A 13,811-nucleotide genomic window follows, 5' to 3' on the forward strand; every position below is an offset into this window, starting at 1 on the left:
GCCCAGAGCCCCTGCTGCTCGTTCCTGCTGTGATGATTGCTGCGGGGACGCGCCCGGCCGAAACGGGCCGGTCAGCTCGCCTCGGAGACCGCACGGAGCCGTTTCAGCTCCGGATGGCGCAGCGCCGGGTAGTCCTCGTAGTGCCTGCACACGCTCGCCACGAAGGCATCGACGTCATTCGCCAGCAGGGCGTCGATCATCGCGTGGTGCACCGAGATGGAGTAGCCGGCCATCTCGGCGTCGTAGCTGGCGGTCAGCGCCCACTCGTCGTTGCGCATGGGCTCGACGACGTCGCGGGTGGTCTCTTCGAGATAGCTGTTGTGGGAGATCTTGGCGATGAGCTCGTGAAGGTCGAAGGTGACGACCAGATACCACTGATAGTCCTCGATCTCGAGCGCCTCCGAGAGCTCGACCCGCACGGCTCGCAGCTTGATGCGGTCGGACTCGCTCGCGTTCTTGATGGCCAGCACACCGGAGGCGATCTCCAGCGCCTGCCTGGCCTGCAGCCTGCTCACGATGCTCTGCCCGGCCCCCACCAGGGCGTCCTCGTCGGCAATGCTGCGCTGGTTCTCGAGGACGAAACTGCCCTCCCCCAGGCGCGTCTCGATCTCACCGGCGAGCTGGAGCGCCTTGAGCGCCTCGCGCACCGCCGTCCGGCTCACCTGGAACTGGCGGGCCAGTTCCCGCTCGGAGGGCAGCCGCATGCCCGGCTTCCACTGTCCGGACCGGATGCGGTCGACGAAGACACGGACGAGCATCTCCGACTTGCGGAGCGGTGCGCCATTGAGAACGGACATGCTCTCATTCTTCCAGCCTCGACGCCGGCTACCGAAATGCTGTCATCCAGTGATCAAGAATTTGAATGATCCGATTCTTGCAAAACCAGGCCCCGTGTCGGACGAACCAAACCCCGCCCCCGATTTGACACGGAAACGTGACTTGATTAAATGGTCTTACCGGACAGACCACTGGTCTACCGACATTGTCGTCGGAGCCCTCGGTCCCATCCGCGTTGTCCTGTGTCCCGCACATCGAGGAGAGACGATCATGACCACCCGCATCGAAGAGGATCTGCTGGGCCAGCGAGAGGTGCCGAACGAGTACTACTACGGCATCCACACGGTCCGCGCGCTCGAGAACTTCAACATCTCCGCCGGTTGCATGAACGACGAGCCCGAGTTCATCCGCGGCATGGTCCAGGTGAAGAAGGCCACCGCGCTGGCGAACAAGGAACTGCAGTCGATCCAGGCCGACATCGCCGACACGATCTGCGCGGCGTGCGACGAGATCCTCGTCAACGGCCGCTGCATGGACCAGTTCCCCACCGACTCGTTCCAGGGCGGCGCCGGGACCTCCATCAACATGAACACGAACGAGGTCGTCGCGAACCTGGCACTAGAACTGATCGGCCTGCCCAAGGGTCGCTACGACGTGATCAACCCGAACGATCACGTCAACAAGTCCCAGTCGACGAACGACGCCTATCCCACCGGCTTCCGCCTAGCCGTCTACACGGTCGCGCAGGACCTGCTGCGCGCGGTCGAGGAACTGGTCGCGAGCCTGCACAAGAAGGGCGACGAGTTCAGCCACGTCCTCAAGATGGGTCGCACCCAGCTTCAGGACGCCGTGCCCATGACGCTCGGCGACGAGTTCCGCGGCTATGCGAACAACATGTCCGAGGAGATCGAGCGGGTGAGCAATGCCACGAAACTGCTGCTCGAGATCAACCTGGGCGGCACGGCGATCGGCACCGGCCTCAACACCCCGCCGAACTTCCCGCAGGTCGCGGCCCGCAGGCTCGCCGAGGTCACCGGTTACGACATCGTCTCGGCCCCCGACCTGATGGAGTCCAGCTACGACAACGGCGCCTACATCGCCCTGCACTCAGCAGTGAAACGCACCGCGGCGAAGGTCTCCAAGATCTGCAACGACCTGCGCCTGCTCTCCAGCGGCCCCCGCGCCGGCCTCAAGGAGATCAACCTGCCCGAGATGCAGGCCGGCAGCTCGATCATGCCCGCCAAGGTGAACCCGGTGATCCCGGAGGTCGTCAACCAGGTCTGTTTCAAGGTCTTCGGCAATGACGTCACGGTCTGCTTCGCCGCCGAGGCCGGCCAGCTCGAGCTGAACGTCATGGAGCCCGCCCTGTCGCAGGCCATGTTCGAGTCACTGCACCTGCTCACGAACGCCCTCGACACCCTGCGCACGCGCTGCGTCGACGGCATCACCGCCAACGAGGAGATCTGCCGAGACTTCGTCATGAACTCGATCGGCATCGTCACCTACCTCAACGACGTGATCGGCCACCACAGCGGCGATCTCATCGGCAAGGAGTGCGCACGCACCGGCAAGTCCGTCCGTGAGGTCACCCTGGAGATGGGATTGCTCAGCGAGGCCGAGCTCGACAAGATCCTGTCCATCGAGAACTTCCTCAAGCCCACCTACTCCGGCAAGGTCTACGGGCCCGACGAGAAGGGCCTGCCCGATGGGCTGACCCCACCGGCCAAGTAGCTCGCCTCCCCATTGATCCCTGTCGATTCGCCAATTCACCAAGGAGCACATCATGATATGGGTCCAGTTGGCCGTGGTCCTGATCTTCATCTTCATCGGCGCCCGGCTCGGCGGTATCGGTATCGCCTACGCCGGTGCCGCCGGCGTCATCGTCCTCGGACTGCTCGGCTGCGAGGTGGATCCCACGAGCGGGATCCCCTCGGACGTCCTCGGCATCATCCTCGCCGTCATCTCCTGCATCGCCGGTCTGCAGACCTGTGGCGGCCTGGACCTGCTGGTGAAGATCAGTGAGCGGATGCTGCGCAGCAATCCGAAGCGCATCACCTTCCTCGCCCCCGTCGTCACCTTCTTCATGACCGTCTTCTGCGGTACCGGGCACGTCGCCTTCGCCACGCTGCCGGTCATCGCCGAGGTCGCCAAGGAGCAGAAGATCCGTCCGTCCCGGCCCCTGTCGATCGCCGTCGTGGCCTCGCAGGTCGCCATCGCGGCCTCACCGATCTCGGCTGCCATGGTCGCCATGGCCGGGGTGGTCGAACCCCTCGGCATCGGCTACCTGCCGCTGGTCGGTGTCGCGATCGTCATCTGCTTCACCGGCTGCATGGTCGGCGCCCTGGTCGCCTCCCGTCTGGGCTGCGAACTCGAGGACGACCCGGTCTACCAGGAGCGCATGGCCGCCGGCCTGGTGGAGATGCGCGGCGAGGGCAGCTACGACATCAAACCGTACGCCCGCCGCTCGCTGGTCATCTTCGGCATCACCCTGGTCATCGTCATGGTCTACGCCGCCGTCACCTCGGCCGTCGAGCTGCCGCTGAACCGCAACACGGCCATCATGACCTTCATGATGGCCTCCGCGCTCATCATGAAGCTCACCTGCAAGATGGAACTCGGCGAGGTCACGAACCAGGCCACCTTCAAGGGCGGCATGAGCGCCGCCCTGTGCATCCTCGGTGTCGCCTGGCTCGGCAACACCTTCGTGAACTCCAACATGGACCTCATCAAGGGTGCCGGCGCGTCCGTGATTCAGGGCCAGCCGTGGCTGCTGGCAGTGGTGCTGTTCTTCGCCTCGGCCCTGCTCTACTCGCAGGGCGCGACGACCGCGGCCTTCATGCCCGTCGCCGCGGCGATGGGTGTGAGCGGGGCCGTCATGGTGGCCTCGTTCCCGGCGGTCACCGGCCTGTACCTGCTGCCCACCTACCCGACCACCGTCGCCGCCATCGAGATGGACGACACGGGTTCGACACGTATCGGCAAGTACGTGTTCAACCACCCGTTCATCCTGCCGGGCGTCGTCTCGGTTGCCGTGGCCGTTGCCCTGGGCTTCCTCATCTGCTCGTTCGTCTTCACATGAGTCCGGCGTGACACGATGAGCAGACCTTTCGCCCCCGATGCCTTCGACGGCGCCGTGATCGGCGTCGTCGGGGGCATGGGGCCGGCCGCGACCGGCCAGTTCCTCGTCGAACTGGCCGCGGCGCTGCCGGCCGAGCACGACCAGGAGCACCCTCGGGTGCTCGTCCTGTCGGACACGAAGGTGCCGGATCGTACGAGGTGCATCGCGGCGGGCGACGACACGCCCTCGGTGATGCTGCGGGCCGATCTGCTGCGGGCCGCCGAGCTGGGGGCATCCGTGCTGGCGGTGCCGTGCAACACGGCCCACCACTTCATCGACGCCTTCACCGCCGAACTCCCGGTCCCGCTCGTCCACATCGTCGACGCGACGCTGACAGCCGCCATCGCGGCCAGCCCCGATGGGGCCTGGCTCACGGCGACCACCGGGACGGTGGACACCGGCCTGTACCAGCGGGCGGCCGCCGAACGCGGCTACCGGCTGGAACTGCCGTCCGAGCCGGAGAGGGTCGAGATGATGCGGATCATCGGGCAGGTGAAGGCGGGCCGTCTCCACGAGGCGGGCGAGGCCTACCGGCAGCTCGCCGGTCACCTGCGCAGCCGTCACGAGCTGCCGCTCATGACGGCGTGCACCGAACTGCCGCTGGCGTTCGGGGCCTCGGGCCTTGACCCGGGCATCCAGGTCTCCTCGCTGACCGCGCTGGCACACGCCACGCTCGAGACGGCGGCCGGCACGGTCGGCCACTGGCCGACCGAACGGTGAGGCCCCTCATGGGTTGATCCTCCGGCAGCTCCCGCCGGTGCGCCGACGGAACCACTGGCCCATATGATGGCGCCCACCTGGCCAGGGTGGGCGCCATCGCCGCGTCCGGGATCCTCTCCGAGAGTTCAGTCCGGGTGCTCGATCTCCTCCGGCGGCCCGTGCGCGCCGTGCTCGTCGAACCGCAGTCCCTTGCGGGCCGCATCGTAACCGAGCACGCCGGCGAAGGTGAGGCCCGTCGCGACCGAGCCGACCAGCAGCGAGTAGCGCGGTCCCAGCACGTCACCGACCCAGCCGACGATCGGGGCGCCGATGAGTGTCCCACCCATCACCAGGGCCGAGTAGAGGGCGAGCACGCGCCCCCTCAGCTGCGGCGCCGAGGCGAGCTGAACCGCCGAGTTCGCGCAGGTCAGCACGGTCAGCGCGCACAGGCCGGTCGGGATGAGGAAGAGCGCGTAGACGTAGTAGTTCGGGGCCAGCACCAGCACCGTGTCGAAGACGGTGAAACCGGCCAGACCGATCATGAGGGTGCGCACCCGGGGATGGCGGCGCCTGGCAGCGATGATCGCCGCCCCCAGGGTGCCGATGGCCATGATCGTGCCGAGTGCCCCGTACTCGGCGGCGCCGCGCCCGAAGACCTTCGTGGCCATCGTCGCGTTGGTGATCTGGAAGTTGAGGCCGAAGGTGCCCACCATGAACACGATGACGAAGATGATGCCGATCTCGCGATGGTGCCACACGTAGGCCAGGCCCTCGCAGGTGGCGCCCCGGCCCCTGCGCGACCTGGCCGGGTGCAGCCGCGTGGTGTCCATCACCGTCAGCGCGGCGAGCATGACGGCGAAGCTCAGGGCGTTGACGAGCATGCCGGGGCCGACGCCGAAGGCCGCGATGAGCAGGCCGGCCAGGCCCGGGCCGATGATGCGGGCCGCGTTGAAGCTCATCGAGTTCATGCCGACCGCGTTGGCGATCAGGTCATCGCTGACCATCTCCGAGACGAAGGCCTGCCGGGCCGGGGTGTCGAAACTGATGATGACGCCCTGGGTCAGGGCGAACAGGTAGACCTGCCACAGCGCCACCGCATGGGTGGCCACGAGCGCCCACAGCCACAGCGCGTTGAGGCCGAGCAGCGCCTGGGTGACGCGCAGCACCGATCGCTTGCTGAACCGGTCGACGACGGCCCCCGCGTACGGTGCGAGGAGGGGCATCGCCACGAACTGCAGCGCGGTGACGCGGCCGAGTGCCGTGGAGGAGTGATCGGTCAGATCGACGAGGACGAGCCAGTCCTGGCAGGTGCGCTGCATCCAGGTGCCGATGTTGGAGACGAGCGCCCCGGTGAAGTACCAGCGGTAGTTCCAGACGGCGAACGAGGCGAAGGTGCGTGCCCCGAACCGTCTGAGTCCGCCAGCCGCCCCCACGATCCCAGCTTAGGCCGCCGAATCGTACTGGCCCCGCGGGGCTGTTGCCGGGCGTGCGACAGGGGCCGGGGATGTCTTCCCCGGCCCCTGTCGCAGTCATCTGCCGGCAACGGCTCCGTTCAGGGCCGAGACGCCCGTGACGTGACGGCTCCTCGGCTCACCGGACGCCCTTGGCGACCCGTTTGATCAGAGGACGCCCTTGGCGACCTGGACGACGTTGTCGGTGGTGAAGCCGTACTCGGTCATCAGCAGGTTGCCGCTGGCGGAGGCCCCGAAGTTCTCGATGCTCACACAGGCGCCGGCGGCGCCGACGTAGCGGCTCCAGCCCAGCGACAGGCCGGCCTCGATCGAGACGCGGGCGGTGACCTCGGCGGGCAGCACCTGGTTCTTGTACTCCTCCGGCTGCGCGTCGAACCATTCCTGGCAGGGCATCGAGACGACGCGGGTTGCGACGCCCTCGTCCTCGAGCCTGTCCTGGGCGTCGAGGGCCAGCTGCACCTCCGAGCCGGTGGCGATGAGGATGAGCTGCGGGGCACCCTTCCTGGCGTCGCGCAGCACGTAGGCGCCCTTGGCGGCCTCGCCGGCCGGAGCGAACTCGTCGCTGCCGCGGTCGACCGTGCGCAGGTCCTGGCGGCTCAGGATGATGCCGGCCGGACGGTCTGTGTTCGCCAGGATCTGGGCCCAGACGGCGGCGGTCTCGTTGGCGTCGGCCGGGCGGACGATGTCCAGGCCCGGGATGGCCCGGTAGGCGGCCAAGTGCTCGATCGGCTGGTGGGTGGGGCCGTCCTCGCCGACACCGATTGAGTCGTGCGACCAGACGAAGACCGACGGCACGCCCATGAGGGCGGCCAGCCGAACGGCCGGGCGCATGTAGTCGGCGAACACGAAGAAGGTGCCGCCATAGGCGCGGGACAGGCCGCCGACGTTGATGCCGTTGAGGACACCGCCCATGGCGTGCTCGCGGACACCGAAGTGCAGTATGCGGCCGTAGGGGCCTCCCGGCCATGCGGGGGTGGTGCAGCGGGCGGGCAGGAAGGACTCCTGGCCATCCATCGTCGTGTTGTTCGACCCGGCGAGATCGGCCGAGCCGCCCCACAGCTCGGGCAGCTGGGGGGCGAGCGCGGTGAGCACCTTGCCGGAGGCCTTACGGGTGCTCAGCTTGCCCGCCTCGAAGACGGGCAGCTCGAGATCGGCGGGCAGCGCGCCGGAGCGGACGCGGTCGAGCAGGGCGGCCCGTTCCGGGTTGGCGGCGCGCCACGCCTCGAAACGCCCGTCCCAGGCAGAGCGCATGTCCGCGGCGCGCTCGGCCAGGGCGGCGCGAGCGTGCTCGACGACGGACTCGTCGAAGGCGAAGGGCTCGGTGGGCAGGCCGAGGATCTCCTTCATGGCGTTGATCTCGTCGGTACCGATGGCCGCACCGTGGATGCCCTCGGTGCCCTGCTTGGTGGGCAGCGGCCAGCCGATGATGGTGTCGAGCTTGATGATGGAGGGCTTGTCGGTGACCTTCTTGGCGGCCTCGATGGCCTCGTGCAGCGCCTGGACGTTCTCCTCGTAGTGATCGCCGCCGTTGGTCCAGTCGACCTCGGCAACGTCCCAGCCGTAGGAGGCGTAGCGAGCCAGCACGTCCTCGTCGAAGGCGATCACCGGGTCGCCCTCGATGGTGATGCGGTTCGCGTCGTAGATGACGATGAGATTGCCGAGGTCCTGGGCCCCGGCGAGCGAGGCGGCCTCGGACTGGACGCCCTCCTGCATGCAGCCATCACCGGCGACGACGTAGACGAAGTGGTCGAAGACCGACTCGCCCGCCGCGGCGTCGGGATCGTAGAGGCCGCGCTCGTAGCGGGAGGCCATGGCCATGCCGACGGCCATCGAGACACCGGCACCCAGCGGGCCGGTGGTGCACTCGACGAATTTCGTGTGGCCGTACTCCGGGTGGCCGGGGGTCAGCGAGCCCTGCTTGCGCAGCTGCTTGAGGTCGTCGAGCTCCAGGCCCAGGCCATTGATGTAGAACTGCGCGTACTGGAGCATCGAGGCGTGCCCCGCGGACAGGACGAAGCGGTCACGGCCGATCCACTTGTCGTCCCTGGGGTCGGTGTTCATGACCTTCTGGTAGAGCAGATAGGCCACCGGGGCCAGAGACACCGGCGTACCAGGGTGTCCGTTCCCCGTGCTCTGAACGGCATCAGCCGCCAGGATACGAGCGATGTCGACCGCCTTGCGGTCCTCTTCAGTCCAAGTGAGTACAGTCACAGCTGGCGCCCTTCGTTGATTCGTCGACGGTGTCGAATGGTCGGAGTTCAGTTTATCCGCGACAGGTGTACCGTGACCGGCATGCCCGGCACGATTCTGCTCCGGCCCGCGGCTGCCTCCGACGCCGCCGCCATCACCGCGATCCACAACGCCCAGGGCGTGGCGACCACCGCCAGCTACGAGCTGCATCCCGGAACCGCCGCCGAACGCGCCGAATGGCTGGCCCGGCAGCAGCGCGAGGGCTTCCCGGTCCTCGTCGCTGTCGACGGGGACGACACCGTGCTCGGTTTCGCCGCCTACGGCCGTTTCCGTGAGCTGCCCGGCTACGACCTGACGGTCGAGCACAGCGTCTACGTGGCACCGGACCATGAGCACGCGGGCATCGGGCTGCTGCTCATGGCCGAACTCATCGACCTGGCCAGGCAGGCCGGCCTGCACGCGATGGTGGGCGTGGTCGACGCCGACAACACGGCCTCCCTGGCCTTCCACGAGCGTCTCGGCTTCACGAACCACGGTGTGCTGCCCCAGGTGGGGCGCAAGTTCGGGCGCTGGCTCGACGTCGCCATGCTCGTCAGGCTCCTCGATGACTCCCCCGATACCTGAGGACGGGAGCCGGGACGGGCCGCTAGGATGCGACCCATGGCGAATGACGAGGCAGCCGAGAAGGAGATCCTCACCTGGGAGGGCTTCGGCACGGCGACACGTGAGCTGGCCCAGACCATCGTGGACTCCGGTTTCGAACCCGAGATCGTCATCGCGGTGGCCCGCGGCGGCATGATCCCCGGCGGCGCGCTGACCTACGCGCTCGGCGTCAAGCTCACCGACGCCATCAACGTGGAGTTCTACACCGACATCGCGCAGACCCTGCCCGACCCTGTCCTGCTCGCCCCGCTGCTCGACACCGAGTCGATCAGGGGCAAACGACTCCTGGTGGTCGACGACGTCGTCGACTCCGGCCGCACGATGGAACTCGTCATCAACCTGCTGAGGAGCCACGGCGTCGACGTGCGCTCGGCGGTGCTCTACACCAAGCCCACCACCGTCATCCTGCCCGACTACTCGTGGCGGAGCACCGACCGCTGGATCGCCTTCCCCTGGTCGGCCGACGGGCCGGTCGCCCGGCGGTCCTGACGCCGCTCGCACCCACCGGCCCGGGAGACGCGGCCACGTCTCCGCGAGCCCCGGGGTCGGGATCCGTCAGGCCGGAGGCAGTTCACCGGTCCAGGCCAGGGCGGACAGCAGAGCGGCCTGGTCGCCGAGGACCCCCGAGTTGTAGCGGGCCTGAGGTGAGTGCAGCTGCGGCGCTCCGGCAGGGTCGGCCCCGTCGGGCAGCGCGCCCATGAAGAGGAAGGCGCCGGGCACCTCCTCCAGCACGTAGCTGAAGTCCTCGCTGGCCATGACCGGCTGGCTCATCTCGACGACCCGCTCCGGCCCGAAGAGGGCGCGGGCGGTGTCCAGGGCGACCCGGGCGGCCCGTGGGTCGTTCACCGTGGCGGGGCAGTTGACCCGGAATGACATGTCCACCTCGCAGCGATGAATCTGGCCGACGAGTTCGGCGATCTGCGTGGCGCGCGCACCGAAGCGGTCGGTGGTGTCCTTCGAGACGGCGCGGATCGTCGCGCCGAGGCTGGCCTGGTCGTGGATGACGTTGTACATCTTCCCGGCGCCGAGCTGCGTGACGGTGCACACGACCGGGTCGAAGACGCTGAACTCGCGGGTGACGAGCATCTGCAGCTGCTGCCCGAGGTCGAGGACCGCCGGCACCGGGTCGATGGCGGTGTGCGGGGCCGAACCGTGGCCGCCCCTGCCGTGGAATGTGGCGACGAGCTGGCAGTTCGAGGCCATCTGGGCGCCGGCCCGGACGTGCACGGTGCCGGCCGGATAGGGCATCTCGTGGACGCCCCAGGCGACGACGGGCCGTTCGCCGGCACAATCGAGCAGGCCCTCGTCGAGCATGCGCCTGGCGCCGCGGGCGGTCTCCTCGGCGGGCTGGAACATGAACATGACCGAGCCGGCCAGATCGGCGCGGTGGTAGGCGATCATCTTCACGGCGCCGACCAGGGCGGCCATGTGCATGTCGTGGCCGCAGGCATGCATGGTGTCGGTGGTGGCGGCGAAGTCCTCGCCGGAGTCCTCGCGGACGGGCAGGGCGTCCATGTCGCCGCGCACGAGAACCACCGGCCCGGGCCTGCCGCCCCGGACGATGACGACGAACGCCGACCAGCCGTCGAACTCGTGGATCTCGACCGGCATGCCGGCGAACTCGCGCAGGAGACGTGCCTTCGTCCGCGGAAGGTCGAAACCGAGTTCGGGGATCTGGTGGAGTTCCCGCCTCAGGGACCCGAGCTGGTCGGAGAGGCTGGCCCCCATGGCGCGGAAGTCGGGCGTGGTCGAAGCGTTCTGCCGGGTGCTCATGGGTCCATGTTCGCACGATGAGCGCCGGAGGGATCGACCTGCCGGCCGACGGGGCACGAGAACCGGGGTGCGGCATAGCGTGGGAGCATGACGATCGGCTGGGTGGAATCGGGCTGGGGACGGCCGGGCCGTGCCGTGGCTCTCGGCTCGGGCCGGCAGGGGCTGGGCCTGCTGGCCCGCTGGTGCCGCGACAGGGGCATCCGCACCGTGCTGGCACCGGCCTTCTGCTGCATCACGATGGTCACGCCCCTCTGGCTGGAGGGGCTGTCGGTGCGTTTCGTCCCGGTGGATGAGCGGCTCGTCATGGACGCCGGCTCGCTGCGCACGGCCCGCGCCGAGTACGACGGCCCCGTCGCGGTGCCGGTGCCGAGCTGATCAACCCGGGCGTCCCGGGCCCGCTGCTCATCCGTACGGTCAACGCGCCGGCGATCGACGCCGAACTGGCGGCCCACGGCATTTTCTCCCCCATGGACTGGGCAAGGCCCGGGGCCGTCGACACCGCCATGTGGCCGGAGGGCGTGCTCGCTCTCGACACCCGCCCGGTGACCGGCCTGGACGATGCCGCCGTGCATGACTGGCTTCGTCTCGCTGCCTCGATCATCCGGAAATGGGACTGACCGCAATGACCTGTGCCGGGGTTGTCCGAGGACCGTGAGACGGCATTGACCCGACTGCGGGTTTTGTCATCGGCGAATTCATGGGTTACCGTTGCACGCATGGTCCATCTCGTCGCCCGGCGCCACATCGACATGATGCGTGTCGTCTCCGTGGCGATGTGTCGTACCTGTTCCCGCTGATCACGGTCCTGTCGTCGTAGCCGCCACCGCGCGCCCGACGGGGCCACCCGGTCAACCTCGCCCCATTCGGTCCGCCTGCTTGCACTCGCGGATCCTGATTGGACACGGCACGGTCGGTCGGCGACATTCACCCGAGCCACTCGTTTCGGTATCTCCCTGTTCTCCCATCCTCAAAAGGAATTTGTCATGCCCGGAATTCATTCCTCCATCACTGATCTCATCGGCGGCACACCGCTCGTCCGCGCCCCGCATTTCCTCGCCGCCAACAATGCCGAGGACGCGAACATCGCGTTCAAGCTCGAGTACTTCAACCCCGCCGGTTCGGTCAAGGACCGCATCGCCCTGGCCATGATCACCGACGCCGAGGAGAAGGGCCTGTTGAAGCCCGGCGGCACCATCATCGAGCCCTCCAGCGGCAACACCGGTATCGGCCTGGCCGCCATCGGCACCGCCCGGGGCTACAAGGTCAAGGTCGTGATGCCGGCAAGCCTGTCGGTGGAGCGCCGCGCACTCATCCAGGCCTACGGCGGCGAGGTCATCCTGACCCCCGGCCCGCTGGCCATCAAGGGCTCCATCGCCTACGCCAAGCAGCTGCACGAGGCCGATCCGGACTCGGTGCTGCTGGGTCAGTTCGACAATCCCGCCAACCCGGCCATCCACTACCGGACCACCGGCCCGGAGATCTGGGCGGACACCGAGGGCGCCATCGACATCCTCGTCGCCGGCATCGGCACCGGCGGCACCCTGTCGGGGGCCGGCAGATACCTCAAGGAGCAGAACCCCGACATCACGGTGATCGGTCTCGAGCCCGCCAAGAGCGCCATCCTCAACGGCAAGCCCGCCGGTCCGCACGGCCTGCAGGGCATCGGCACCGGATTCGTCCCGGGCACTCTCGACACCTCCATCTACGACGAGGTCCTCGACATCACCGACGAGGACTCGATCGAACAGGCCCGCCGCCTCGGCGCATCCGAGGGCGTCTTCGTCGGCATCAGCTCGGGCACCGCCCTCGCCGGCGCCCTGCAGGTGGCGGCTCGTCCCGAGAACAAGGGCAAGCTCATCGTCACCGTCCTGCCAGACTCCGGCGACCGCTATCTGTCCACCGCACTCGGTCAGTTCCCCGAGCTCGAGGTGCACGACGTGGAGCTCTGAGCCGCACCACCGCACGCGATCCGCGCGAGGGCGCCCCGGGTCTTTCTTCGGGGCGCCCTCGCTGTACCTGCTCACCGGCCCCGTGGCCTCCTCGTGACGGCCGGGTGCGACCATCCTGCCCGCCCGGACACGGGCCCCGCGGCCTCGTCTCGGACCAGGCGCTGGCACCTCGCCGGGCCCTTCCGAAGCACCCAGAAAAGTGATATTAATTTGATATCACTTTTTGAGAGGAGTGCTCGCATGGGTACCGCACCACACGCCCGGCCCCAGCCGGAGACCACCTTCAGCGAACTGGTCCGGGGCATCGACGTCGAGGAACGAAAGGCGCCCGCCATCAACGGCGGGATCGGGCTGCTCGTCGTCCTGGCCTGCTTCGGCGCAGGCGTCCTGACCATCCTCCCCGACCCGGCTGCGCAGAATCCCGCGCCCCTGGTCGCCCTCGTCATCGTCGGCTCGCTGCTGGCCACGGGTCTCACCATCGTGAGCCCTGGCGACACGAAGGTCGTTCAGTTCTTCGGCCGCTACATCGGCACCATCCGCCGCACCGGGCTGGTCATGACCGTGCCCTTGACGACGACGAAGAAGGTCTCGGTGAAGGTGCACAACTTCGAGACGAGCGAGCTGAAGGTCAACGACGCCGACGGCAACCCGGTGAACATCGCCGCCATCGTCGTGTGGCAGGTGGCCGACACCGCCAAGGCCGTCTTCGCGGTCGAGGACGCGCACGAGTTCGTCGCAGTGCAGTCGGAGTCGGCGCTGCGCCACATCGCCGGCGCCCACCCCTACGACAACGCCGCCCCCGGCGAGGAGACCCTGCGGGGCTCGACCGAGTCGATCGCCGCCGAGCTGGCGGCCGAGGTCGCCGCCCGTATCACCATCGCCGGTCTGACCGTCATCGAGACACGCATCAGTTCGCTGGCCTACGCCCCCGAGATCGCCCAGGCGATGCTGCAGCGCCAGCAGGCGGCTGCGGTCATCGCCGCCCGCGAGAAGATCGTCGAGGGTGCCGTGTCGATGGTGAGCAATGCCCTCGACCGGCTCGAGAGCCAGGACATCGTCGTCCTCGACGACGAACGCAAGGCGGCCATGGTCTCGAATCTGCTCGTCGTGTTGTGCTCCGATTCCAGGGCCACTCCTGTGGTGAACACGGGCACCCTGTACGCCTGATCA

13 protein-coding genes are annotated in these 13,811 nt (G+C 68.2%); 9 read left to right on the top strand and 4 right to left on the bottom strand.

Annotation, left to right across the window (positions count from 1 at the left end; genetic code table 11):
• Positions 1 to 71: 71 nt before the first annotated feature.
• The gene (locus D9T14_RS00330) at positions 72 to 797 is read right to left on the bottom strand and encodes a FadR/GntR family transcriptional regulator (RefSeq protein ID WP_119161881.1); all 726 of its coding nucleotides are present in this window, start codon (positions 795 to 797) and stop codon (positions 72 to 74) included.
• A gap of 250 nt (positions 798 to 1,047) precedes the next feature.
• Here D9T14_RS00330 and aspA point away from each other — a divergent pair, with 250 nt between their 5' ends.
• From aspA to D9T14_RS00345, 3 genes are read left to right on the top strand one after another with little or no spacing between them, the layout of a single operon-like run.
• Positions 1,048 to 2,508, top strand: coding sequence for an aspartate ammonia-lyase (gene aspA, locus D9T14_RS00335; protein WP_119161882.1), 1,461 nt, complete (start codon positions 1,048 to 1,050; stop codon positions 2,506 to 2,508).
• A gap of 52 nt (positions 2,509 to 2,560) precedes the next feature.
• Complete coding sequence (locus D9T14_RS00340; RefSeq protein ID WP_119161883.1) at positions 2,561 to 3,856, top strand: anaerobic C4-dicarboxylate transporter; 1,296 nt, start codon at positions 2,561 to 2,563, stop codon at positions 3,854 to 3,856.
• Between the two features lie 15 nt (positions 3,857 to 3,871).
• A complete protein-coding gene (locus D9T14_RS00345) occupies positions 3,872 to 4,615 on the top strand; it encodes an aspartate/glutamate racemase family protein (protein ID WP_119161884.1) in 744 nt (247 codons plus the stop codon).
• Between the two features lie 125 nt (positions 4,616 to 4,740).
• On the opposite strand, the gene D9T14_RS00350 is transcribed toward D9T14_RS00345, so the two are convergent.
• Entirely contained in the window at positions 4,741 to 6,027 is a 1,287-nt protein-coding gene (locus tag D9T14_RS00350; protein WP_232012473.1) for an MFS transporter, read from the bottom strand.
• Positions 6,028 to 6,213: 186 nt separating this feature from the next.
• Entirely contained in the window at positions 6,214 to 8,277 is a 2,064-nt protein-coding gene (tkt, locus tag D9T14_RS00355) for a transketolase (protein ID WP_232012471.1), read from the bottom strand.
• A gap of 81 nt (positions 8,278 to 8,358) precedes the next feature.
• Between tkt and D9T14_RS00360 the strand changes: the two genes are divergently transcribed.
• Positions 8,359 to 8,880 carry a GNAT family N-acetyltransferase gene (locus D9T14_RS00360; RefSeq protein WP_182482069.1) on the top strand — a complete coding sequence of 174 codons (522 nt, stop codon included), beginning with the start codon at positions 8,359 to 8,361 and terminating at the stop codon, positions 8,878 to 8,880.
• 36 nt (positions 8,881 to 8,916) lie between these two features.
• Entirely contained in the window at positions 8,917 to 9,408 is a 492-nt protein-coding gene (locus D9T14_RS00365) for a phosphoribosyltransferase (RefSeq protein ID WP_232012469.1), read from the top strand.
• A gap of 66 nt (positions 9,409 to 9,474) precedes the next feature.
• Here D9T14_RS00365 and D9T14_RS00370 read toward each other — a convergent pair whose 3' ends face one another.
• Positions 9,475 to 10,692 carry a M20 metallopeptidase family protein gene (locus tag D9T14_RS00370; RefSeq protein ID WP_119161888.1) on the bottom strand — a complete coding sequence of 406 codons (1,218 nt, stop codon included), beginning with the start codon at positions 10,690 to 10,692 and terminating at the stop codon, positions 9,475 to 9,477.
• 87 nt (positions 10,693 to 10,779) lie between these two features.
• Between D9T14_RS00370 and D9T14_RS00375 the strand changes: the two genes are divergently transcribed.
• The 4 genes from D9T14_RS00375 (at position 10,780) to D9T14_RS00385 (ending at position 13,808) form a co-directional block, all read left to right on the top strand.
• A complete protein-coding gene (locus D9T14_RS00375) occupies positions 10,780 to 11,067 on the top strand; it encodes a hypothetical protein (RefSeq protein ID WP_119161889.1) in 288 nt (95 codons plus the stop codon).
• 92 nt (positions 11,068 to 11,159) lie between these two features.
• Complete coding sequence (locus D9T14_RS13560; RefSeq protein ID WP_170175659.1) at positions 11,160 to 11,309, top strand: hypothetical protein; 150 nt, start codon at positions 11,160 to 11,162, stop codon at positions 11,307 to 11,309.
• Positions 11,310 to 11,675: 366 nt separating this feature from the next.
• A complete protein-coding gene (gene cysK, locus D9T14_RS00380) occupies positions 11,676 to 12,641 on the top strand; it encodes a cysteine synthase A (RefSeq protein WP_119161890.1) in 966 nt (321 codons plus the stop codon).
• Positions 12,642 to 12,881: 240 nt separating this feature from the next.
• Positions 12,882 to 13,808 carry an SPFH domain-containing protein gene (locus D9T14_RS00385; protein ID WP_119161891.1) on the top strand — a complete coding sequence of 309 codons (927 nt, stop codon included), beginning with the start codon at positions 12,882 to 12,884 and terminating at the stop codon, positions 13,806 to 13,808.
• The last annotated feature ends 3 nt before the right edge of the window (positions 13,809 to 13,811 follow it).

Origin of the sequence: Propionibacterium australiense (genome assembly GCF_003666605.1) — a bacterium.
Taxonomy (GTDB): domain Bacteria; phylum Actinomycetota; class Actinomycetes; order Propionibacteriales; family Propionibacteriaceae; genus Propionibacterium; species Propionibacterium australiense.

Coding starts and splice junctions, on each gene's coding strand:
- D9T14_RS00330 (WP_119161881.1), bottom strand. CDS start 797: ATGTCCGTTCTCAATGGCGCACCGCTCCGCAAGTCGGAGATGCTCGTC.
- aspA (WP_119161882.1), top strand. CDS start 1,048: ATGACCACCCGCATCGAAGAGGATCTGCTGGGCCAGCGAGAGGTGCCG.
- D9T14_RS00340 (WP_119161883.1), top strand. CDS start 2,561: ATGATATGGGTCCAGTTGGCCGTGGTCCTGATCTTCATCTTCATCGGC.
- D9T14_RS00345 (WP_119161884.1), top strand. CDS start 3,872: ATGAGCAGACCTTTCGCCCCCGATGCCTTCGACGGCGCCGTGATCGGC.
- D9T14_RS00360 (WP_182482069.1), top strand. CDS start 8,359: ATGCCCGGCACGATTCTGCTCCGGCCCGCGGCTGCCTCCGACGCCGCC.
- D9T14_RS00365 (WP_232012469.1), top strand. CDS start 8,917: ATGGCGAATGACGAGGCAGCCGAGAAGGAGATCCTCACCTGGGAGGGC.
- D9T14_RS00370 (WP_119161888.1), bottom strand. CDS start 10,692: ATGAGCACCCGGCAGAACGCTTCGACCACGCCCGACTTCCGCGCCATG.
- D9T14_RS00375 (WP_119161889.1), top strand. CDS start 10,780: ATGACGATCGGCTGGGTGGAATCGGGCTGGGGACGGCCGGGCCGTGCC.
- D9T14_RS13560 (WP_170175659.1), top strand. CDS start 11,160: ATGGACTGGGCAAGGCCCGGGGCCGTCGACACCGCCATGTGGCCGGAG.
- cysK (WP_119161890.1), top strand. CDS start 11,676: ATGCCCGGAATTCATTCCTCCATCACTGATCTCATCGGCGGCACACCG.
- D9T14_RS00385 (WP_119161891.1), top strand. CDS start 12,882: ATGGGTACCGCACCACACGCCCGGCCCCAGCCGGAGACCACCTTCAGC.